Here is a 21,972-nt window from a genome sequence, read left to right on the forward strand (position 1 = left end):
TCACAACTAAGTGTAATTTTCTAAGTTCTAAGAGGGGAAACCTATCAAAAAAATAGCATAACACATAGGGTAAATGCATTTCGCAACGTCGTTTCTATGTAAACAAACCCACAAAAACTATTGCAAACGCGTGGATTATCGGGGTGCTTTGCATTTTCCTTCACCTTGGTTAACTCCCTGTTTACCGTAAGCAGTAAAAAAATAGCATAGGTTACATTAAAGCCGGTTTTGCGCGTTATGGGTGATTCGCTTTTGCGAGGGCATCACAGATACCAAAATGCAAGGCTGGCATGTCAAACGAGGTTCAAGGCATGTCCTGGAATACCAAAAGTAAATCAGATCGTGATGCCGAGCTCTTGCTCGATGCGCTGCGCCAAAGTGGTATTCCGGCAAACCAGATACTCAGCTTGCTGTCAAAAGCACCCCACAATGCAGCTGCGCAACAAGGGCTGGCAAATCTTGTAGATACGCATGAGCCAAGTTACCTTGCAGAACAAAATCCGCCAGAACCGCAAGAACAACTCATTCCGCAAGAGCAGCTGAGCCCAATGGAGCAGCTGCGTGCCTCCAGTAGCTCGTACCAGAGTGAAACAACCGAACAGCAGCTGGACGACGTGGCCAAAGCTCTTGGCCGGCTTATGGAGACGCAAGAGAGCACACAAACAGCCGAAGTCAACCGGGCGCAAAGCAGCGAAGAAACGCAATCTGCGCGCATTCACAATGTTTTGTCCGCACTCGAGAGTTTGGATAATCGCATTACATCGCTTGCCGATACACCGCAAACCGAGGCACCTTTGCAAAAACCGATCGACCCTTTGGCAAGGCGTTTGGCAGCACGCAAGCGCACGTTGGCAGAGCAGGCAAAACATCTTTCTGTTGTGGCCCCAAAGGATGCACCGGCACACCCGCAAGCTGAACTGCAAACAATGCACGCTTCACAAAACAATGTTGAAGATCAAATCTCCGCCTTGCGTTCGTTGTTGGCGCAAGAAGCAAGAAAAAATCAGCAAGGTCGTGAGGAAGTCAAGCACGATAACTGGGAAGGCCAGCAAAGCCGCTCAGAGCCTGCGCCAACAGATCCATTAGATACCGCATCACATGGTAGATTGACGGCTTTTGACAAAACAAGAGCAACGCCTGCAAGCGCGCTATTACACCAGCGGGAGCGTGACGACAATCCGGTACTGGTTCAACTGCAAAGCGAGCTGTCCGATGTGCGCCGCCAGTTGGGCCAGCATAATATGGATCAAGCGTTGCAGCAGGTCGAAAACAGTCATGCGCAGATCGTTGCCCGCTTGGAAAAAATGTCCAGCTCGCAAATAGATCAAACGTTGCTCAACACAGTGCAAAGCCGCCTGTTGGATTTGGAGGGGTATTTATCTGCCCTGCCGCGTATGGATCATATGCAAGCACTGGAAAACCGTTTGTTGCATATGGGCGAGCGCTTGGAGCTGGTCTTGCAGCAAGCTGGCCCTTCAGGGCTTGAGAATGTTCGTGCTGACATTGCCAACCTTAAGGAAGTCGTCAACCGCCTCGACCCCAGCCGCATGATTTCCGAGGTCGATCAGCGCATTCGTTTTCTCACCGCACGCATGAACGAGTTAGAGCACTTCACCGCCATGCAGCGCGATATTCAAGCCCGCTTGGGAGAAGTAGAAACACGTTTGCCCGACGCCCAAGCCATGTCGCGCCTCAATGAGCAAATGGATAACATTGCAAATTTGCTCGGCACTTCAGAAGGCACCCAAAACGGCGAGCTTTCACCGCTGGACCGTATCGAAGAGCACCTGCACGCCGTCACCACCCAGTTAACCCGCATCGAAACCACACCGCAGCCCATGCCGGATGTGGAATCGGCTGTCAATAAAATCGATAGGCGGCTGGACGAAATCTGCGATAAAGTCGGTTTTCTTGAGTTGCGCCTCATGAGCGCTCCGGAAAATGGTGAGGCAAGCCAAAAAAGTAATGCTGCACTGATCGCCTTGGAAGAAAAAGTCGTCGTACTTACGCAAAAGCTGGACCAGTCAATCGACACCAATCTGGGCGCACAGGCACTTAGCGAGCTACAAGGCGAAGTGGCAAGCTTGCGCGCGCAGCTGGGCACATTGGCCACACCGCAAGATATCGAAGAGAAAATTCAGCAGCTTGCATCCAGTGTGGCGCAGCCGCAAGCAATTACCGAAGGGGCTTCACTCGATAAGTTGCAAACTCTGGTTACGGATCTGGCAACCACGCTGGATACCACCAACGAGCATATGCTGAAGCTGGGTGTGCTGGATACCTCTGTTGCGCAAATGGGTGCAACCCTTTCAGAGCTGAACCAACAGGTCTCGGTGAATGCCCTGCTGCATCAAGATAACGCTCCAGCTCAATTGCAAGCATCTGCATTGGAACCTGTGGAATCGGCCATCGGCAATTTGCAGCAAGATTTGCACACCCTTATGGAAACCGCCAATAAGGATGAAGCTGCGAACCTTGATCGTTTGGAAGACGTTTTGGGCACCATTACCGAACGTCTGGATGCCTTGGAAAAACATCGCCCGGTTATTGGCTCAAGCCAACTTTCGAAAGATCACGAAAAAGTCACCAGCGATAGCCAGGTGCGCAATATCATTGCAGCACTCTCCAAAGCTGGCAAGAAACACTCCGATAACGCCGATGCCAGCCCTGAGCAAACGCATACGCACGAGAGTACGCCCGCAACGCAATATGCCCAACATGGCGCAGCTGAAACGCAGATGCAGGCGCAAGAGCAAGCGCAATTGCAAGATAAAAAGGCCGAGTTTATTGCTGCAGCGCGTAGGGCAGCACAAGCGGCAACGCAAGAAGTCCGCGAGCAGCAAGCGCAGCATAGTATCGAGCAACAACCTCAAGCCGAAAAGCCGCGTAGGCAGCGCCGCTTGCGCGACTACCTTCAGCAAGCCGAAGAAGAGAGGGCACAAGTTCGCCTTTCTGCTGCATCGCAAAACTATGGCGCACAAAGCACGCCGGCGTTGGAAGAGGAACCACTGGCGCTTGGTGAAGAGCAAATCCTAAAAGAACCGCAGCAGCCTTTGCACAATACAGCGCAAAGAACACGCCCGAATGACCCGCTCAAGACAGCCCGCGAAAATTTGCGCACAGCGCCGGAGCCGGAAGAGAAAAAGAAAACCGGCAAGCGTAAAGCTGTTCTACTGGCCGCAGCTGCCCTTATCATTACCATTGGGGCATTACAGTTCTTTAAAATGAACAGCGGCGATAAGAGTGATGCCGAATTGGCAATATCGCCCAATGCGCAGCCTGTAATTGAAGCCCCGCAAGAGCTGGCCACACCACAAGAGCAGGAGCCGGTGCGTGCTGTTCCGGCAACTGGCACAGTCCCTTTGGAAACCGCCCCGCAAACACAAAGCGATACTCCGGATAATTCAGTTGTTCCTGAAACCAGACGTAGCCCAACTTTACCCGCCAGTGGCGGCGCGGATACAATCAATGACGATCAGATTAATGAAGATGTGGTGAGCCAGAACAGTTTTTGGCAACAGCCAGGAGCATTCCAACCGCAACAATTACCTGCAGCCAATTTGGTTTTTGCCCGTAACGAGCCTGTGAGCACCATAAGCCCGCGTCATGTGAATGCCCTAACTGCGGTGGCAAAAGGCCCGCTCAGTGGCTTTTCCAATGGCCTAGCCTCAGCGCGGCCCGACTTGCTGGCAAGTGCCGATACTATGCCAAATACGCAGGCCACACCAAAACAGGCCGCAACGATTGAGGCGGATAGGCAAGCACGCCAGCAAACAACAGCCGTTCTTCAAGGCGCTGTGAAAGCCGCTACGCCTCGCCAACAGTTTGCCCTTTCGGATCTGCCAAAACAAATCGGTCCGGACACGCTGATAGTTGACGCACGTCAAGGTAACCCGGCGGCTTTGTTCGAGTTGGGCAAGCGCTACACCCAAGGACAGCGTGTTCCGGTGGACCTGAAAAAGGCGGCAAAATACTATTCTTTGGCCGCTAAGGCCGGTTTAGCGCCCGCCCAGTACCGTTATGCGAGCCTACTGGAAAAGGGCGAAGGGGTTCCAAAGAACCTCGCAGAAGCAATGAAATGGTATTTACTGGCAGCCGGACAGGGCAACGTGAAATCCATGCATAACTTGGCTGTGCTTTATGCCAGTGGCACTGGTACCGAACATGCTGGTATCCCTGATTATGTCAAGGCATCCAAGTGGTTCCGTTTATCCGCAAGCCACGGGGTTGCTGATAGCCAATACAATTTGGCTGTATTGTTGGCACGCGGTTTAGGCCAACCACAAGACCTGCAAGCCAGTTACAAGTGGTTTGCGCTTGCAGCTGCATCAGGTGATAATGATGCAAAAACAAAACGTGATGAGTTGGCGCAAGTGCTCACAAAGCAGCAACTTCAAGCCGCAAATGCAACAGTTTCTGTTTTCGTGCCCAAGAAGCCCGAGCAAACAGCAAACACAGTGCCTGTGGATAGCCGTTGGCAAATGGCCCGCAAACCGGCACTGCAAATGAGCACAATTGATATGGTCTATCAGGTGCAACAGCAATTGGCCTCAGGTGGTTACAGTCCTGGTCAGGCCGATGGTATGTTGGGGCCGAAAACCGTAAGGGCAATTCGCCAGTTTCAGCAGCAAATGGGCCTGCCTGAAACCGGAAAAATAGACAGTGCTTTACAAAAAGCGTTACAGCAAGAGCAACTATCACGAAAAAAGCTCGGTTAATTCCCAAGCAATGCATTGACAGGGGCATGGTTTTAGCGCTTAAAACGCCTAGATTATTCTAGGAGTCTCCTGTCAATGTCTCGGGCGGCATATTAGCAAATGCCCACGGCAGACAACGTGCAGGGTGTGCCATACCGTCCGCAACCATTGGTGTTATCTTGCAAATTTATCTACCCATTGCTGAAATACCCATAAATATGTTCATCATCTTCGGTATGGGCGGTACCGTAGGGTTTTTGTCTGGGTTATTTGGCATTGGCGGTGGCTTTCTCCTAACACCTTTACTTATCTTTTCCGGCATTCCCCCGGCAGTTGCCGTTGCAACCGTAACCACGCAGATTGTGGCCTCTTCCTCGTCCGGTGTCATTGCTTACTGGCGCAAGAACGCCATCGATTTTAAACTGGCTTCTGTGTTGTTGTGCTCGGGTGTCATTGGCTCCGCGCTTGGTGTTTGGCTGTTCGGTCTGTTGCAATCGCTTGGTCAGCTGGATCTGGTCATCTCGCTGTCTTACGTTACGTTTTTGGGTACGGTTGGCGCACTGATGTTGGCAGAATCACTCAAGGCCATTATGCGTCGCCGTTCTGGTGAAAAAAGCAGTACGCGTAAACCGGGTCACCATAGTTGGGTGCATGGCCTGCCTTTAAAAATGCGTTTTCGCCGTTCCAAGCTTTACGTCAGTGTTTTTCCGATTTTTGCCATCGGTTCTTCCATTGGCTTTCTCGGCTCAGTTCTGGGTATTGGCGGTGGCTTTATGATGGTGCCCGCCTTGATCTATCTTTTGCATGTGCCAACTTCGATCGTTATTGGCACCTCACTACTGCAAATTTTAGTAACAATGGCCGCGGCAACGGTCATGCACTCGATGAATACCCAAACCGTAGATATTGTATTGGCGCTCACCCTAATGGTTGGTGGGGTTATTGGGGCACAGCTTGGCGCGCGTATCGGGCAAAACCTGCGCGGTGAACATTTGCGCCTGCTTTTGGCCCTGCTGGTTCTTGGTGTGGGTGTTCGCTTCGCAGTAAATCTGGTTTTAAAGCCGGAAGATCGCTATTCAATTATTGCAAAAGCACCAAAGCAACAGCAGCAACACGAGCAAACCACAACGGTGCCTTTAAAAGCGCCATCCAAAGTACCTCTACAAAAAAAGCAGGACCAGGCTAGTTTTTTAAATCCTCGCCAAATTCTGCCTAATCAAGAGGCGTTGCTATGACAAGACGCCAACAGCAAAACGCCGCACAATGGCTTGTTGTATCCTTGGGCTGCTATTGGCTCATGGTGCTGTGTCTGACATCGGCTCAGGCTGAATCGCTTGTTTCAGCCATATCCTCACCAAGCGTGAGCATTACCTCAAACTTTACTGGAACCGACATTTTAGTGTTCGGCGAAGTTAACCGCGACAAAGCCTCGGTTCCGCGCGTAGGCAAACATGAACTTGTTGTTGTTGTCGAAGGCCCCAAAGAGCGTGTCGTCACTTGGCGTAAGGAACGTATTCTGGGGCTTTGGATCAATGCGAACTCTCGCACCTACACCAATGTACCGAGCTTTTACGCCGTTCATACAAGTGGTCCGCTCAGTGATATTGGAACAGAGGAAACCTTAAAACAACAGCGTATTGGCCTGCAAAACCTGCCATTGGCCCCGATCTATGAAAAAGGGCAGGATGTCAGCGAGCGCCAGCTTTTCAAATCAGCCTTAATTCGTAAAAAACAAGAGGCCGATTTATATGCGCAGCGCGAAGGGGCCATTACGTTTTTAAGCCCCACATTGTTTTCCACCACGGTGCCGTTACCCTCCAATATTGCGGTGGGTGAGTACACAATAACAACCTATTTGTATCACGGCAGTGCATTGCTCACCTCGCAAACGCAGCACCTGCATGTGGCAAAAACCGGCTTTGAGCAGCACACCTATGCGTTAGCCCATGAAAAACCGCTTCTCTATGGCTTGGTTGCTGTGTTGTTAGCCTTGTTTACCGGCTGGCTGGCAGGCATGATTTTCCGCAAGGATTAAGAGAAGCATATCCCAGTAACAATGGATGTCGCTTGAAGCTCAAGTTAAGCAAACAACAACGACTAAAGACGACTTGTTTTTTTAATAAAGCCGCATTTAACCCGAGTAGTCACAGCTCGCTTTGTCTCTTTAAACCATTAGGGGTGAGCTGTCGCTTGCCTGTTTATTTGAAATAAGCCCCAAAACGACCTTTTTCCTTTGCTTGCATTGCAAAAGAATCTACCCGTTTTTTAGTTCATCTTTTCACATGCGAACGATTATAAACGAGGATAATTAATAACGTTAGGGTATACAGATACCCCATATTAAAACACTGAAAAAATAGAGGTTTTGCGCAATCTGCCTTGGATAAATCCCAATAAAATGCATGCAGAATTATGTTTTTAAGCAAAAGCTGTTTCCTTTATTCTGCAGGACTGGCAAAATGCGCTTGCTCCGTTTTGGGGAGAGTTTGCGTAAGAGGCGATACAAATGAGTGAACACAGCGAAGCAGAGCAGTTTATTTCCGAGCTTTTTGAAAAATATGCCGACGGCTATGATGATTTCGACTGTGAAGCCATCATATCTTGCTTTGCCTTCCCGACTGTTATTTGGCAGGGGGATAAAGGGCATATCTTTGAAGATGCCGAAGAACTGGCAGAGAATATCGAAGCCCTGTTAGATGTTTTCGACGAAAATGGCGTTACAGAATCCCTTTACGAGTTGACCAACCAGCACATTAGCGGCAACGCTGCCTATGTCTCGCTTGACTGGCAACAGGAAGATGGCGAAGGTGAGCCGGTGTTTGATTTTACCTGTCATTACCAATTGGTCAAACAAGGCGGTCGCTGGGGCATCTGCTCAATCATCAACGAAACCGATTAAATAACGCGAGTGTGCCTGCATGCGGTATGAACCTCATGCGGGCGGAATGAATACTGTTTCATATTGCAAGTTGCATATAATGCAATTTATTAGGCTGATAAAAGCAAGCCATATTTATCTGGATTGATTGCTTTTGCAGTAAATTAAGACCAAAAAGAACCTGAACTCACACGTTTTGCATCACATATTCGCACAGGTTTAACATCCCGGTTTTTAGGGGTAGGCTTGCTGTCGCAAGAAGCCGTCACAAGCTCACATGCTTGTAATTATGAGCTAAGAGGCTAAACTAACGCCACATAAAAAGACGGGCGGGCGAAAAAGCAGCTACACCCACTAAGCGAAAACATTTCAGTTATTTAATGCTATTCTTCCGCGCATTATCTGTCGGAATCACACCCTTCAATTATCTGGAATACAATTTTTTAGAGTTAAACTGGATATGAAAATGACGGTACTTAAAATTTCAAAGCAAATACAATTAGTTACTCTCCTATCACTTATGCTGTTTTTTGTTGGTGGCCCATTGTATGCCTCGGACAGTGAATTAATAATCAAATTCCAAGATTCCGAACGCTATTCCCTGCATAAAGAGGGGAATAAATGGCTGCGTCTTGATAAAAGCACCGGCCTTACCGCCATCTGTCGCCAAGATGATTCTGTGCTGGTATGCCGGCCCAGCGCCGATGCAGCCAAAGCCTATGAGGACGAAATTTTACGCCTTCAAAACGAAAATACGATGCTACGTAACCGTTTAGAGCGAGTACGCCGCGCAGTTCGAGTTCCACAGACTCAAAAGTCATTATTGCCACAAGAAAAACTGGACCGCTTTAGCTCAGATGAAGCAGGTGAGACCGCGATTCAAGATCAGGAATTTGAGCGGGCATTAGATTTTACAGAAAAAGCCTTCCGCCGCTTTTATGACACCCTAAAAGATCTAGACGAGCTTGAAAAATAGAAAAGAATACTCATTGCATTTTTACCAAAATCATTTGTATATAGCCGCGTATTCATTGCGGTTAAGCGCCATATAGCGCGGCACACATTGAGTGCATGCCCTCCTCCAGCCAGTTTTACCAAGCCATTTTATGAGGAATTAATGAGTGACTACGATGGCGAGAATAATTCTACCCTTCCCGCTGCCCACCCCTTGAATACTACCCGTACGTCCTCCCCCACGCGCCGCGAATTTGTGGGCGTGATGGTGCCGATAACACTTGCCTATCTCTCGACCCCGCTACTAGGCTTGGTGGATACGGCAGTGATTGGCCAGCTGGATGATGCGGCAATGCTAGGCGGCTTGGCCGTGGGGGCGCTGATTTTCGATTTTATCGGGGCTTTGTTTTACTTTATGCGGGCCGGAACCACGGCATTAACGGCGCAAGCGGTTGGGGCGGGCAACGGCATTGAGGTGCGTTATGTACTGGTGCGGGCCCTGCTTATTGCTGGCGCGGCGGGGATAATTTGCCTGTTGGTGCAGTGGCCGGTTTTAAGCGCCGGACTATGGCTACTGGGGGGGAGCGATAGCGTGCAGGAAGCGGCGCGCAGCTATTTTAGCCTTCGTTTGTTATCCGCACCGTTTTTTCTGGCCAACTATGCCATATTGGGTTGGCTGCTGGGTCAAGGGCGGGCCAAGAGCGCCTTATTGCTCCAGACCCTCCTAAACGGGCTTAACACTGTATTAAGTATTGCGTTTGTGCTGGTTTTTGATTGGGAAATTACCGGCGTTGCCTTGGCGACTGTATTAAGCGAGGTGGTAACCTTGCTGTTTGGGCTGATGCTGGTAAGAGTAATACAGCCACATCGTATTCCCTTAAAATGGCCGCAAGTCTTGGAGCGTAAGAAAGTCGCCGCGTTGTTTTCGCTCAACCGCGATATTATGCTGCGCTCGTTAAGCATGCTGGTGGCCTTTGGCTTTTTCACCAACCGCAGTGCCGTGCAAGGCGAAGTTATATTGGCAGCCAATGCGGTACTTGACCGTTTTTTCCTGATAGGTGGCTATTTTCTCGATGGGGCGGCCTCGGCAACCGAGCAATTTGTCGGGCGGGCCATTGGCGCTAAAAACAAGGGGATGTTCAAGCGCTCGGTGCATTTGTCGCTGGAATGGGGTTTTATTCTCTCTGGAATTTTAACGGGCGTGTTTATTGTGTTTGGCGTGCCGATTATTCACCTGATGAGCGTGAATAGCGAGGTGCGTCTTGCCGGTGAGACCTATTTGTTATGGGCGGCCCTCACCCCGCTGGTTGGCAATCTGGCTTTCCAGATGGATGGCGTGTTCATTGGAGCGGCATGGTCGCGCGAGATGCGCAATATGATGTTGATCTCGACCACGCTGTTTATTGCTGCAGCGCTTGTTTTGCAGCCTTTGTTCGGCAACCACGGCCTATGGGCAGCGATGCTTTTGTTTTTGGCAATGCGCGGCGGTACCCTGAGCTGGCGCTGTTGGCACCGCACACGCTCGTTATTTACTTAAGCAACCGCGTATTTAGGAGAGCGGTTCATCGGCCCAAGCTTGCATGTTGCTGCCCACGGCCTCTTGCAGGCTGGACAGGCCGTTCTCGATGGTTTTATCAAGCAAATACTGGTTGATATCAGCGACCAAATCCGGCCCCTCGTAGACCATGGCCGAGTAAATTTGCAGCAAGTTCGCTCCGGCACAGATTTTCGTCCACGCGGTCTCGCCCGAGTGGATACCACCAACACCGATTATCGGCATGTCCGGCCCAACAAGGCGGCGCATTTTTGCCAGTACGATGGTGGAGAGGCGGAACAGGGGCTCGCCAGACAGACCGCCTGCCTCTTGCGCCTGCTTTTGGTCTTTTAGCGGCGGACGGGTAATGGTGGTGTTGGAGACGATAAGACCATCGACTTTGAGTTCGAGCGCCACCTGAGCGATATCTTGCAGCCCTTCCTCTGTGACATCCGGGGCGATTTTGAGCAATACCGGCACCTTGCGTTTGCCTTTTGCATGCTCTTCATCACGGGCGGTAAGAACGCGGCTCAACAGCTCGTGCAGCTGGTCTTTGGCTTGCAAATCGCGCAGGCCCGGCGTGTTGGGGGACGAGATATTAACGGCGAAGTAGTCGGCGACATCATTAAAGCGATGAATGCCTTTGACGTAATCGCCACTTCTGTCATCCGAAGTTTTATTGGCGCCGATATTTACGCCGAGAATACCATTGGTTTTGCCGAGTTTCTCCAAACGACGACGCACGACCATGTGGCCATCATTATTAAAACCATAACGGTTGATAACCGCGCGATCTTTGGTGAGGCGAAAGTTACGCGGGCGCTGGTTGCCCTGTTGCGGCTGCGGGGTAAGCGTGCCTACTTCTACATGGCCAAAACCGATTTTGAACAAGGTTTTGGGTACTTCGGCGTTTTTGTCAAAGCCTGCAGCCATACCCACCGGATTTTGAAAGGTTAAGTCACCCAGAGTATAACTAATTGCCTTGTCTTGAATTTGCTTAGGCCAAACGCCAAGGCCGGTACGCAGCATTTTAACGGTGACGGCATGGGAGACTTCGGGGTCGAGAATATGGAGAGATTTCAAGCCGACTTTGTTTAGAGTGCGCATTAACTTCATGAAATGATCTCCGGCAATTGGTGGGTGCCATGAGCAAGGTCATCGATTGGCTTAACCCACAAAACTTTGTTGAGCAATAAATCGGTATACAGGTGCGGGAATAATTCACCACCACGTGCTGGCTCCCACTTTAAATCGGCTTTATCGAATTCACCGGCTTCCACCGCAAACAACAGTAAATCCGTTTGCCCCTTGAAGTGTTTTTCCAAGGTGGCCATGAGCGTTTCTGCCGTTGAGAAGTGAATGAAACCGTCTTCAATATCTACTGGAGAACCTTTAAAGACGCCAAGGCTCTGGGCCTGATGCCACAATGAGCGGGGGGTGATCTTATAGACCAATGCCATGAGCTTACCTTTCAGCGGATACACGTGTCCAACTGAAAGCAGTCTCTTAACGAATGAATGGGCGTTATTGCAAGGGCCTTGTGAGCGAAATTGCATAAAAATGTTATTTTTGTGCAATTTGGTCTTTATGACGCAGTTCTTTGAGCCAATGTTTTAGTCATTTTTGTATTGGTAAACATATTCCATACACACATAAATCAATTACAGTAATAATTAAAGTATAAATTAGGCAAAATACAACAAACAACCAGATCTTTAAAATTTAATATTTCAAGTAAACCAGCTAATCACAAAATAACCATAGTAGTAAATTGATAAATTCGCAAACTTGCAAATAGATTTATTAAGCCAATCGCGGTCACTCATGGTAGGTGTTCGATGCAATATAAAACCGCAATCGCTGTGACAATTACGGGTAGTTTTGTACTTGGAGCGATTGCCGTTTCAGGCCACAATACGCCACAAGCTCTACGACCCAACACAGCGGTTGTTTTTGCACCTACCGCGTTGCCCTCAACCCCATATGTACCTGCAAAACAGTACAAATCAAGCCTTGCTACACCGCTTATGAGCCGCAAGGAAGAACGCGCTCTACGCCTGACACAAAGCCCAGAACAAGAGGGCGATGCTATTGACGAGAAATCTAGCGAACCACAGCAAGAGGGCGATATACCCGCGACATTCAGCATTGTACGCCCTGTGATAACATCTGGTGACACGATTGAGTTTTCTGGAAAAAAAGTTCAACTGGCATTTATCAGCGCACCCGGCCCCGCACTGGTTTGTGAAAAGGGCAATGGGGAAGCAAAACAACATTGGCCTTGCGGAATGGCTGCACGAACAGCACTGCGCGCGTTTGCAGGACGCTTTCGCCTTGAGTGTGAAAGTCTTCGCGGGTCAACCAAAACACAAATACTTGCCCGTTGTAAGAGAGGGCAAATTGACTTGGCCCACTGGCTGGTGGCGCAAGGTTGGGCACATGTTTTAGACAGCGCCTCACAAGACCTGCGGTATCTGGCGGTTAGCGCACACAAGAACAAGCGCGGAATTTGGAAAGAGGACATTCCGAATAGGCAGGATTTGGTGTCTGCCCGTTTAAACGATGTGGACCTCATTTACATGAGCGAAAAAGCCTATGCGCATCCTGCGCAGTTTAATTACCCGGCTAGACAAAAACTACCAAGCCTCACCAGCAGATTAGATGTACAAGCGCAAAAAGGCGCAGATGATTTGAGTGATCGGCGGGTTCGGGTCAGTTATGCGACAGCTTCCAGTTTCGAGTTCGGACAAGTTGAAGAGGCCCCGGAAAGGGCTCCTGTTCATGTGTTGCAAAGTCAAAAAAGATCAAACAAGCAAGCGCGTCAACAAAAACGGCAAAAGAAAGTTGTACGGCAGAATAGTAACTCGCTGTTTATGTTTAATTTAACCGGCTCTCCAGAAGAAAATCGCCGACAACGCAAGCGCCGCCTCGAGCAGCGTTTGCTGCGTTAGTGGTTGCTGCGTTTTCATCAGCCTTTTTGCATTTGCAAGCCCCCGCTTTTGTGAGCAAGACATCAAGACAAGGAAATTTCATGGCGGCTTTTATACTGGGACAATCAAAACGTTTCGGATTAATTCTTGTCTACGGACTATTAGCGCTCATTATGCTTTTCGGTATACCTGGCGCACATAGCCATTCAGTTTCTTTTCAACAATTGCTGTTTTTTGTGTTGGTTTTCGGGGTCATGCTTTGGTGTGCTTTCGGAGTTGTTCGTCAAGCGGATAAACTGGCTGTATTGCTTGGCGAACCATATGGCACCTTAATACTCACACTATCGGTCATTGGCATTGAAGTGTCGTTGATTGTTTCCATTATGTTGACAGGTGATAGCAATGCAGCCGTTGCCCGCGATACCATGACGGCTGTATTGAATATTGTACTTAACGGGATGGTGGGCCTTTCGCTGCTTATGGGAGGGCTTCGCCACGGCGAGCAGCCGTTTAACTCGCAAGGCGCACGATCGTTTCTCTCTGTTTTAATTCCCCTAGCGGTTTTTTCACTCATCTTACCGCGCTATACGCTTTCGACTGGCGATCCAACCTTGTCGCAGCAGCAGCAAGTGGCTTTTGCCATAATCATCATGGCGCTTTATGCGGTTTTTTTAGCTGTACAGACAATCAAGCATCGTAGCTTTTTTACCCAGCCACAACATTATAGCGGAATAGCGGCGAGCTTTGAGAGAAAACAATCGAACACTGAGCAGATGCCACAAAGTATCAACGAGACAACTGCACATGCCCAAAACCCGCAGACGAAGAAGCTGAGAAAGGTTTCCATGCACTCATTGATACTCATCGTATGCATGGTGCCAATTGTTTTGCTTTCAAAAAATCTTGCTGTGTTGGTAGACCTTGGGTTGACGCAATGGTCATTGCCCCCAGCACTTGGCGGTGTTGTGGTTGCACTGCTGGTCCTTAGCCCCGAAGGGCTGAGCAGCTTTCGTGCGGCTTTGGATAACCGCTTACAGCGCTCCGTCAACATATGCTTGGGGTCGGCCTTGGCGACTATTGGTTTAACGGTGCCTGCTGTGTTGTTGTGCGCCTGGGCCTATGACATGCGTATTGTTTTGGGGGTGGATGCCAACGATATGGTATTACTGCTGCTCACACTTGCCATTAGCACCATTACCTTTAGCAGTAGCCGCACCAATATGCTCAATGGTGCGGTACATCTGGTACTCTTTGCGGTGTATTTTGTACTGATATTTATGCCCTGAGGCGTTTACCGGTGGATAGATTATGGACCTTATTCGGCTTCATCCACCTCGTTACTCATCATCAGTTCGGCCACATGTGCTGCCCATGCCTTATTGCCCTCTGGGGATGCATGGATGCCATCGCGGCAAAAACCTTCGGGGCGAATGCCTGGCAGAACGGGCAAGTGGGTGGCTGTGCGCTCGTTGCACATGGTCGAGCCAACCTTATTGATGATCTGACGACGATAATAAAGAACATGCGCTAGATACTTGCTTAGTGCTGGAACGCGCTTGGGCGACATGACATTGGACCAGTAGATCCGCGCAGTCGGGTAGCGCGTGCGCAAGCCATAAAGCAGTCCACCAAAGCTTTTTTTAAAGGCCTTGGCTGTACGATAGTTTTTCAGATCGTTAAAGCCGATAGAAATGTAAATGTGGCTATAATTTTCATCGGGCAGATAAGGGAGTACATAATCGCAAATATCTTTTGAGGTGGCGCTATTGGCCCCTGCTGCACGCCATGTAACCGGTTTTTTGGTGCGCGTATTCAGCTCGATTGCCAGCTGGTTGGTCAGGCCGTTGCGTGTATGATCAAGACCGACACCGGCGACAGAGCTATCTCCTAGCACCAAGAGCTTTATTGGTGCCCCCTGCCCTTCTATATGACCCGAGATGGGGCCTTTGGCTGGTTTGAGCCGTATTTGACGCATGCGGGCTTTTAAGCCCTCTACAATGTAGACGGGAAAAAGTAACCAAGATTTAAACTGCCAAGAAAACATCATAGCCCCCTCAAATGAGGGGGCTAATCAATCACGGTTACAGCTCGCCTGCAAGTGCTTTTGCAATCAATGCGCGAGTTTCTTCGATACCATAAAGTGCTACGAATGAGCCAAAGCGTGGCCCCTTCTCTTGTCCTAACAGCACCTGATAGATAGCCGAGAAGAAGTTTTGTGCCACGCCTGGGCGACCATCCGGCCCTGGTTTCGCGGTGTTTTGATAGCGCTCGATATTGCGGCCAATATCATAGATCGCGTTTTGAATGTCCGCGCCATCGGTATCGGCGGGTAAATCTTTCAAAACCGCGTCCAGCTTTTGCAGCATGTCGCGTTCGACGTCGTCCGCCGGCTTGAACTGTTTGGTTGGTTTGACGAAATCGTCGTAGTAACGAATGGCGTAACCAACCAATTCGTCCAGCATTTTATGGGTTTGCGGAGTTGCACCGGCTGCATAGCGGGAGATGAACGACCACAACACTTCCTTACTATCCGCATTGGAAGCGGAGACAAGGTTGAGCAACATAGCAAACGGTACCGGCATTTCCTCACGTGGAGGATTGCCCGCATGAATATGCCACACCGGGTTCATGAGTTTCTGATCTGCCTTCATGCCCTCGAACTTGGTGAGGAACGTGCAATATTCATCTACCGCCTTCGGGATCACATCAAAGTAGAGTTTTTTCGCGGTTTTCGGCTTTTGGAAGTTGAATAGGGACAGGCTTTGCGGGGAAGCGTAAGTCAGCCACTCTTCCATGGTGAGGCCGTTACCTTTGGACTTAGAGATCTTTTGACCTTTTTCATCCAAGAACAGCTCGTAGTTAAAGCCTTCCGGTGCCGGCTTGCCCAGCGCTTTACAGATTTTGCCCGAGAGATTAACGGAATCGATCAGGTCTTTCCCTGCCATTTCGTAGTCAACACCCAGCGCATACCAACGCATGGCCCAATCGGCCTTCCATTGACATTTCACGTGACCGCCTGTGACCGGCAACTCAACATTCTCACCGGTTTCGGGGTCTTTATACGTAACAGTGCCTTTTTCGACGTTGCGATCGATCATCGGCACCTGAAGGACAACACCGGTGCGTGGGCACACAGGCAGGAACGGCGAATAAGTGGCCTGACGTTCCTCGCCCAAGGTTGGCAAGATGATTTTCATTACCTTGTCGTAGACTGCCAGCATACGCAGCAAGGCATCATCAAATCGGCCGGAGGTGTAGTATTCGGTTGCCGAAGCAAAGTCGTATTCGAAGCCAAAGCGGTCCAGGAACGCTTGTAGTTTTGCATTGTTGGACTGGGCAAAACCTTCGTATTCGCCAAACGGATCTGGCACACGGGTCAGTGGCTTGCCGATATATTGCGCCAACATTTCCTGATTTGGAACATTGGTGGGCACTTTACGAAAGCCGTCCATATCATCGGAAAAACAGATAAGTTTGGTGGCAATTTTATCTTCGCTCAGCAAACGGAACGCGGTGCGCACCATGGTGGTGCGGGCAACCTCGCCAAAGGTGCCCATGTGTGGCAGGCCGGAAGGACCGTAACCTGTTTCGAACACAATCGGGCCATCCTTGGGCGTTTTTTCCAAACGTTTGAGCAGTTTGCGAGCTTCTTCAAAGGGCCAGGCTTTAGAAACCTGTGCCGCCTCAATTAACTCTGGGTTGAGGTCAAGCTTTGGCAAACTGTTCGTATTCATGGTCTTTAACCATCCGGTTTATTAGAATTACTGTTTTGGTTTAAAGCTGCTGCGCTTATATAAAGGCAGGCAATGCAGCGAGCGGAACTTAAAGTTTTCCGGTTGGAACGTCAATCTTTGATATCAAACAGTTCAGCGCCAAATCAGTTTTGTTATCTTGCCTTCTTTATCTACTGACATGCTCTGGATTACACGCATTTCAGCGCTTACAAATATATTGCTTGTGCTATAGTTCTTCATGACCGAAGCTCAAAACAGGATTGCATTATGGATATCACATTAAGTGTTCACGAAGCCCTTATACACGTTATGGTTATGGTTTCGGCTTCTGACAGCACAATGACCGACCCTGAACTACGCACCATCGGCGAGGTTATCTCCGATTTGCCTGTTTTTAGCGGGTTTGATGATAAGAAACTGACCGGCATTACCGAAGATTGCGCCATGCGCATGGCTGCAGAAAACGGACTGCGTCATACACTAGAGTTAATTGCCCGTTCACTGCCTGTAAAGTTTCGTGATACCGCATATGCACTCGGGGTGGAAATTGCTGCAGCAGATTTGAATGTGAAGCAAGAAGAACTACGCATGCTGCAAATGCTGCGCGATACACTTGATTTGGACAAGCTCACAGTGGCGGCCATTGAGCGCGGCGCACAAGCGCGCTACCGTACACTTTAGTGCAAGCCATTGACTTATTACAGAGCGCTCTTCGCAAAGGCGTGGAGCGCTTTTTAGGTCGCTGGCCTACTTAAATTTCAAAGAAGCCCTCTAACTGCTTTAACCTTTTATATTGACGCGTATTCTAACCCGAAAACCGGCTTCCGCTTTTAGAGAAAACGCTCTAATTGACTGTGCGGCGGGCATCTGGCATATCGAGTGAAAAAGCAGGAATGTTCACTGTAAACTGCTCGCCTGTTTCGCTAATCATCGCATAGTTACCAGACATTATGCCCGAGGATGTGGTGAGTGGACAGCCCGAGGTATACTGGTAGGTTTCGCCCGGCTCAATAACCGGCTCTTCGCCAACCACACCAACACCGCGGATTTCTCTTTTGTGGCCATTAGCGTCAACGATAACCCAATGCCGCCGGCACAATTGGACTGCTTCGGGGCTCATGTTTTCAATATCCACCGTATAGGCCCAAAAATACTGATCTTCTGAAGGCTCGGATTCTTCAGAGAGGAAATGGGGCTCAACCGTTACCTTGATGGAGCGGGTGACTTGGCGGTACATTGAACGTCCTTTAATATTTGAGCCGAAGACAGACATGCCTTGTGAACCTGTTGCCATGACTGGCTAACCATTTGTTCGCTTCGAAACTTGCTGAATTACCATAATAATACGCGTGAGCGCCGATATATAGCAAGCAATAGCAAAGCACCAAGCAATAATATTATAATAGGCTGGAAACAAGCAAAACAATACAAACACCACTATTGTTTCAGCACCTTCGGTAAGACCTGCCAAATAGTAAAAGGATTTCTGCCCCTGACTACTCGTAGATAAATTGAGCTCTTTTGCCAAAATGGCAAAGGATAAAAACGCCGCACCATTGAGATAGAAACCTAATAATAGCGCGGCACCGGCAAACGCATTGTCTTGCGGATTGGCAATAATAAACGCAAACGGAATGAGACCATAAAACAGGAAGTCAAAAACAATATCGATAAAGCCACCCAAAGGGTGTGGTGCAGTTTGTTGCTGTTTTGCACGTATACGTGCCACGGGACCATCCAAGCCATCAGCAAGCCTGTTCAGTACGATAAGAATTAGTGCAAGCCAGAAAGTGTGCGTTGCTATGGATATTGAAGCAGCGACAGCCAAGCCCAACCCCAACAGCGAGAGTTGATTTGCAGTAATACGTCTTTGAACAAGCCGGTTTGCAACCACGTTTAAGGGACGGTCAATTATTGGTCGCAAGCGTGCATCAAACATTTTCGGTCCCCGATAGATCATGTTTAGCCGCAGATATGCTACGCGGTATTACCTGCCAATGGTAGTGGGGAATATGTACGGAAGCGTGGCTTGCTTTGCGCGACAATACGCAGCTATTTGACTATTATCGTGGAGAGCTTTGGTGCATTGCTTGACAGTTGCACCTGATTATATCATTTGTGAAAGCCGCAGGCGGGTGTAGCTCAATGGTAGAGCAGAAGCTTCCCAAGCTTAAGACGAGGGTTCGATTCCCTTCACCCGCTCCAATACCATTCAAACCATTCCTTCATTAATCCTTTGCATAGTTAGCATTTGCATGCGTTAGGGCTGCGCGGCTGTTCGCAACCGCGTTACCACAGCCCATCAATGATTAGAATAATTAATCTAACTATTGTAATATATTTACTATGAGTTTTAATGGATTTAGTATGTTAATCGCTTAAATTTTAGCTTTATCTTTATGTTTTTGAGAAAATATTATCCCAGTTGCTTTCTATTAGTGTTTTCATTTGACCAGCAATAATTAGTTGTATTAATCATTGGTGAATAACATTTAATGGACTAGCAAGTAATGAAACTTAAAAATCAATTTATTCAATTACTCATAATTAGTTTGTTTCTCGCTTCTTGTGGTGGCGGTGGCTCAGGTGGAAACAGCGGAACTGCAGGCAGTGGCGGAACCGCAGGTGGTGGGACCACAAGCCCCGGCCCTGTAGGTGGCGGAAGCACAGGTGGTGGCACTACAAGCCCCGGCCCTGCAGGTGGCGGAAGCACAAGTGGTGGCACGACAAGCCCAGGCTCTGTAGGTGGCGGAAGCACAGGTGGTGGGACCACAAGCGCCGGCCCTACTGGTGGCGGAAGCACAAGTAGTGGGACCACAAGCCCCGGCTCTGGGGGGGGGGGAACCGCAAGTGGTGGGACCACAAGTGGGGGAACTGGTGTCATAACTCCGCTGTTACGTGCACACGATGGCACGAGTAGTTATATCAGCGTTGATAGTGTAAGTGCCAGTGCGTTAAACGCGATTACTTCAGACAATGAGTTCCTTAAAGTTGACGATGGTAGACCTTACAGCCACTCGTTTATTCAGGAAAATATCCACTATGCGCACGCGCTTGGCCTCACTGGGAAAGGTAAGAAAATTGCCATACTTGACCCTGGCTTTAAAGAGGACCACCAAGAGCTTGCGGGCAAATCAGAGGTTAAGGGCAAGAATAGTCCTGAATCTCACGGTACGAGTGTGGCCGCTATCGCAGCAGGTAAAAAAGACGGGAAAGGTATGTTAGGTGCGGCTTATGATGCCGAACTTATTTTATTATCCAGCAAAAACAAGCTTACCGATCGCGTTCAATTCGCAATTGACTCTGGTGCTGTTGCCCAAAACAACTCATGGGGCTGGGTCAAGGCTGTTGATGGAAAAGAAGGGTATTACGACGAACTCCTCGCCAAAACGAACAGTGGCCTAACAAGCGGGGAAGCCTATGCAAGTTTAATCAACTTTAGCGACCCCAACCCGAATAAGACTGCTCTCAAATTCGCTGCAATTAACATTGAGAGCTACATCACAAAACTGCGCGAATTTTCGAAACAAGGGGTGATTATTTATGCGCACTCAAATGACGAAAACTTACGTGGTGCGGATTTAAATACCAGCTTACCTCTGTTTTTTGATGGAATTGAAGACAGTTTCATTGCTGTGGTCAATGCATCACCTACAAATAGTAAAGTTACTTGGGTTGATAATCCTGACGGTTCAAAAACCGGCTACCGTGACAGCCGCGTGATTGATGCGAATACAACGCTAAGGCGCCACTCCTCTAAATGTTGGCAAACAGCGCGTTACTGCATTACAGGTAATGGCAATGTAGTCACTGCCAACTGGGATCCCAAAAAACCAACCGTTTTAAATAATTACGCCGGAACTGGAGGTACTTCACACACAGCACCTCAGATAGCTGGAATTGTTGCAATTATGGCGCAAGCATTCCCAACACTGCGTCCTGAGGAGTGGGTTGACCGGATTCTAGCCTCGGCCAACAACCGGTTTAAGAACTTTGTGAAACTTGACTCCGTTGATTTTGGAAATGGCGTTAGTCACGCATATTCAGAGGAATTCGGCCACGGTTTTGTTGATGTAAAAGCCGCACTACTGCCTATTGGTAATGTTGGTTTGGTCCGCAGTGAAATTGCCCGGGGCGACCGGTTGGCCATTGAAAAAGCCAGCATACAAACAAGCGGTGGGCAAATGAATGCTCTTATCAGCCAACTGCGCGGTCAAAAAATGGCTGTATTTGATGCACTGGGAACGGATTTTTATGTTGATGCCATCGCATTACTGGCTGAAAAACAAGGAAAACCGTTAGGCGATAAGCTCGGCAGCTTCATGCAGAGCGCGAAAACGAAACAATCTACACCGCGCTTCAACAGCTTTGCCTTTGCAACCGCCTTGCCTGGTACTCAAGGCAGTAATTGGCAATACGGTGCGGGTGATGCACAAGATATTGCCATGGCCTTTGGCTTCTCTCAGGAGCGTTCAGTGCTCAGTGATGCACCACAAAGCATTTTGGCGTTAGCTGAGAATGGCATAGGTTTTGGAGCGAGTACCAAGCTCGAAAATGGACGTTTTGCCAGCTTTGCACTTAGCGATGCGAGCGTTGCCGGGCATGAAACTTTAGCACTTGGCTTTGCACGCTCATTTGACCTTGACGAAAGCAATAGTCTTTTTTCAGGGGCAAGTTTCAGCTTTTCAGGAAGCGCTGTACATGAGCGCGGCGACTTTCTTGGACTAACACAAGCCACTGACAGCCCGTTCACTTCAACGAGCGGTACATTTGGCGGTGCATTCAACTTGCCAATCGGGTCCTTACAATTTAATGCCAGTGCACAAATCAGTAGCGTTTATGGCCGCGGGAATAGTTTCCTTACACCTCATGGGGCAAGTGTTGCCAGCGCCTACGCGCTGTCGCTTTCCGGCAACGATGTTTTATTTGCAGGCGACAGGCTGAGTTTGAGCTTTACCCAGCCTCTCTATATTGAAAAAGGACAGGCTACTTTCAAAATGGCGGTTGGCCGCACGAAAGAAGGTAAGGTGCTGTTTAAAGACAAAGACTTATCGCTACGCGCTGAAGCACGGCAGTTTGATTTCGGCCTGAACTATCAGGCGGATTTAACTGATGCTACACTCGTGAAGTTTGGAGCGACTCTCAGCTTGAACGAAAGTTATGTGAGCGGAGCAACCGGGGGTGGTGCAATGGCAACATTGGTACACCGCTTTTAGAGTAAAGCACTCACCACTCAAAAGCCCCG

Annotated in this window: 16 protein-coding genes and 1 tRNA gene; 11 read left to right on the forward strand and 6 right to left on the reverse strand. The window is 49.1% G+C overall.

Annotated elements, in window-relative coordinates; genetic code table 11:
- The first annotated feature begins 290 nt into the window (after positions 1–290).
- The 6 genes from AYK67_RS00140 (at position 291) to AYK67_RS00165 (ending at position 10,066) form a co-directional block, all read left to right on the forward strand.
- The gene (locus AYK67_RS00140; RefSeq protein ID WP_068080613.1) at positions 291–4,718 is read left to right on the forward strand and encodes a peptidoglycan-binding protein; all 4,428 of its coding nucleotides are present in this window, start codon (positions 291–293) and stop codon (positions 4,716–4,718) included.
- A gap of 158 nt (positions 4,719–4,876) precedes the next feature.
- Positions 4,877–5,932, forward strand: a complete 1,056-nt coding sequence (locus tag AYK67_RS00145) for a sulfite exporter TauE/SafE family protein (RefSeq protein ID WP_082735534.1) — start codon at positions 4,877–4,879, stop codon at positions 5,930–5,932.
- On the forward strand, positions 5,929–6,732 hold the full coding sequence (locus AYK67_RS00150) for a TIGR02186 family protein (RefSeq protein WP_068080616.1): 804 nt from the start codon (positions 5,929–5,931) through the stop codon (positions 6,730–6,732). Before AYK67_RS00145 ends, AYK67_RS00150 begins: the two co-directional genes overlap by 4 nt.
- Before the next feature lie 471 nt (positions 6,733–7,203).
- Positions 7,204–7,596 (forward strand): DUF4440 domain-containing protein, encoded by a 393-nt coding sequence (locus tag AYK67_RS00155; protein WP_068080619.1) that lies wholly within the window; start codon positions 7,204–7,206, stop codon positions 7,594–7,596.
- A 439-nt stretch (positions 7,597–8,035) separates the two neighbouring features.
- Positions 8,036–8,551, forward strand: coding sequence for a hypothetical protein (locus AYK67_RS00160; RefSeq protein ID WP_068080622.1), 516 nt, complete (start codon positions 8,036–8,038; stop codon positions 8,549–8,551).
- A 141-nt stretch (positions 8,552–8,692) separates the two neighbouring features.
- A complete protein-coding gene (locus tag AYK67_RS00165) occupies positions 8,693–10,066 on the forward strand; it encodes an MATE family efflux transporter (protein ID WP_082735535.1) in 1,374 nt (457 codons plus the stop codon).
- Positions 10,067–10,078: 12 nt separating this feature from the next.
- Here the strand turns inward: AYK67_RS00165 and AYK67_RS00170 are convergent, their stop codons facing one another.
- Together AYK67_RS00170 and AYK67_RS00175 are read right to left on the reverse strand one after the other, a co-directional pair.
- The gene (locus tag AYK67_RS00170; RefSeq protein ID WP_068080625.1) at positions 10,079–11,179 is read right to left on the reverse strand and encodes a quinone-dependent dihydroorotate dehydrogenase; all 1,101 of its coding nucleotides are present in this window, start codon (positions 11,177–11,179) and stop codon (positions 10,079–10,081) included.
- Positions 11,176–11,523, reverse strand: coding sequence for a DUF952 domain-containing protein (locus AYK67_RS00175; RefSeq protein WP_068081241.1), 348 nt, complete (start codon positions 11,521–11,523; stop codon positions 11,176–11,178). The genes AYK67_RS00170 and AYK67_RS00175 overlap by 4 nt, the downstream gene beginning before the upstream one ends.
- A gap of 378 nt (positions 11,524–11,901) precedes the next feature.
- Between AYK67_RS00175 and AYK67_RS00180 the strand changes: the two genes are divergently transcribed.
- Together AYK67_RS00180 and AYK67_RS00185 are read left to right on the forward strand one after the other, a co-directional pair.
- On the forward strand, positions 11,902–13,014 hold the full coding sequence (locus tag AYK67_RS00180) for a thermonuclease family protein (RefSeq protein WP_068080627.1): 1,113 nt from the start codon (positions 11,902–11,904) through the stop codon (positions 13,012–13,014).
- A gap of 80 nt (positions 13,015–13,094) precedes the next feature.
- Positions 13,095–14,279 carry a calcium:cation antiporter gene (locus AYK67_RS00185; RefSeq protein ID WP_082735570.1) on the forward strand — a complete coding sequence of 395 codons (1,185 nt, stop codon included), beginning with the start codon at positions 13,095–13,097 and terminating at the stop codon, positions 14,277–14,279.
- 29 nt (positions 14,280–14,308) lie between these two features.
- Here the strand turns inward: AYK67_RS00185 and AYK67_RS00190 are convergent, their stop codons facing one another.
- Positions 14,309–15,037: an SGNH/GDSL hydrolase family protein gene (locus tag AYK67_RS00190; protein WP_206597479.1), complete on the reverse strand. Its 729-nt coding sequence runs from the start codon at positions 15,035–15,037 to the stop codon at positions 14,309–14,311.
- A gap of 37 nt (positions 15,038–15,074) precedes the next feature.
- Positions 15,075–16,727 (reverse strand): lysine--tRNA ligase, encoded by a 1,653-nt coding sequence (locus AYK67_RS00195; RefSeq protein ID WP_068080636.1) that lies wholly within the window; start codon positions 16,725–16,727, stop codon positions 15,075–15,077.
- Between the two features lie 267 nt (positions 16,728–16,994).
- On the opposite strand from AYK67_RS00195, the gene AYK67_RS00200 reads away from it, so the two are divergent.
- The gene (locus AYK67_RS00200) at positions 16,995–17,408 is read left to right on the forward strand and encodes a tellurite resistance TerB family protein (RefSeq protein ID WP_068080639.1); all 414 of its coding nucleotides are present in this window, start codon (positions 16,995–16,997) and stop codon (positions 17,406–17,408) included.
- Between the two features lie 163 nt (positions 17,409–17,571).
- Here the strand turns inward: AYK67_RS00200 and apaG are convergent, their stop codons facing one another.
- Both apaG and AYK67_RS00210 read right to left on the reverse strand, forming a co-directional pair.
- Positions 17,572–17,964 carry a Co2+/Mg2+ efflux protein ApaG gene (gene apaG, locus AYK67_RS00205; protein WP_068081244.1) on the reverse strand — a complete coding sequence of 131 codons (393 nt, stop codon included), beginning with the start codon at positions 17,962–17,964 and terminating at the stop codon, positions 17,572–17,574.
- Positions 17,965–18,027: 63 nt separating this feature from the next.
- Positions 18,028–18,666: a CDP-alcohol phosphatidyltransferase family protein gene (locus AYK67_RS00210; protein WP_068081247.1), complete on the reverse strand. Its 639-nt coding sequence runs from the start codon at positions 18,664–18,666 to the stop codon at positions 18,028–18,030.
- A gap of 192 nt (positions 18,667–18,858) precedes the next feature.
- Between AYK67_RS00210 and AYK67_RS00215 the strand changes: the two genes are divergently transcribed.
- Positions 18,859–18,932, forward strand: a tRNA-Gly gene (locus AYK67_RS00215).
- A 305-nt stretch (positions 18,933–19,237) separates the two neighbouring features.
- Positions 19,238–21,943 (forward strand): S8 family serine peptidase, encoded by a 2,706-nt coding sequence (locus AYK67_RS00220; protein WP_068080642.1) that lies wholly within the window; start codon positions 19,238–19,240, stop codon positions 21,941–21,943.
- The last annotated feature ends 29 nt before the right edge of the window (positions 21,944–21,972 follow it).

Origin of the sequence: Polycladidibacter stylochi (assembly GCF_001562055.1) — a bacterium.
GTDB lineage: Bacteria > Pseudomonadota > Alphaproteobacteria > Rhizobiales > Stappiaceae > Pseudovibrio > Pseudovibrio stylochi.

Coding starts and splice junctions, on each gene's coding strand:
- AYK67_RS00170 (WP_068080625.1), bottom strand. CDS start 11,179: ATGAAGTTAATGCGCACTCTAAACAAAGTCGGCTTGAAATCTCTCCAT.
- AYK67_RS00180 (WP_068080627.1), top strand. CDS start 11,902: ATGCAATATAAAACCGCAATCGCTGTGACAATTACGGGTAGTTTTGTA.
- AYK67_RS00210 (WP_068081247.1), bottom strand. CDS start 18,666: ATGTTTGATGCACGCTTGCGACCAATAATTGACCGTCCCTTAAACGTG.
- AYK67_RS00190 (WP_206597479.1), bottom strand. CDS start 15,037: ATGTTTTCTTGGCAGTTTAAATCTTGGTTACTTTTTCCCGTCTACATT.
- AYK67_RS00160 (WP_068080622.1), top strand. CDS start 8,036: ATGAAAATGACGGTACTTAAAATTTCAAAGCAAATACAATTAGTTACT.
- AYK67_RS00175 (WP_068081241.1), bottom strand. CDS start 11,523: ATGGCATTGGTCTATAAGATCACCCCCCGCTCATTGTGGCATCAGGCC.
- AYK67_RS00195 (WP_068080636.1), bottom strand. CDS start 16,727: ATGAATACGAACAGTTTGCCAAAGCTTGACCTCAACCCAGAGTTAATT.
- AYK67_RS00220 (WP_068080642.1), top strand. CDS start 19,238: ATGAAACTTAAAAATCAATTTATTCAATTACTCATAATTAGTTTGTTT.
- AYK67_RS00155 (WP_068080619.1), top strand. CDS start 7,204: ATGAGTGAACACAGCGAAGCAGAGCAGTTTATTTCCGAGCTTTTTGAA.
- AYK67_RS00150 (WP_068080616.1), top strand. CDS start 5,929: ATGACAAGACGCCAACAGCAAAACGCCGCACAATGGCTTGTTGTATCC.
- AYK67_RS00165 (WP_082735535.1), top strand. CDS start 8,693: ATGAGTGACTACGATGGCGAGAATAATTCTACCCTTCCCGCTGCCCAC.
- AYK67_RS00140 (WP_068080613.1), top strand. CDS start 291: ATGTCAAACGAGGTTCAAGGCATGTCCTGGAATACCAAAAGTAAATCA.
- AYK67_RS00200 (WP_068080639.1), top strand. CDS start 16,995: ATGGATATCACATTAAGTGTTCACGAAGCCCTTATACACGTTATGGTT.
- AYK67_RS00185 (WP_082735570.1), top strand. CDS start 13,095: ATGGCGGCTTTTATACTGGGACAATCAAAACGTTTCGGATTAATTCTT.
- apaG (WP_068081244.1), bottom strand. CDS start 17,964: ATGTACCGCCAAGTCACCCGCTCCATCAAGGTAACGGTTGAGCCCCAT.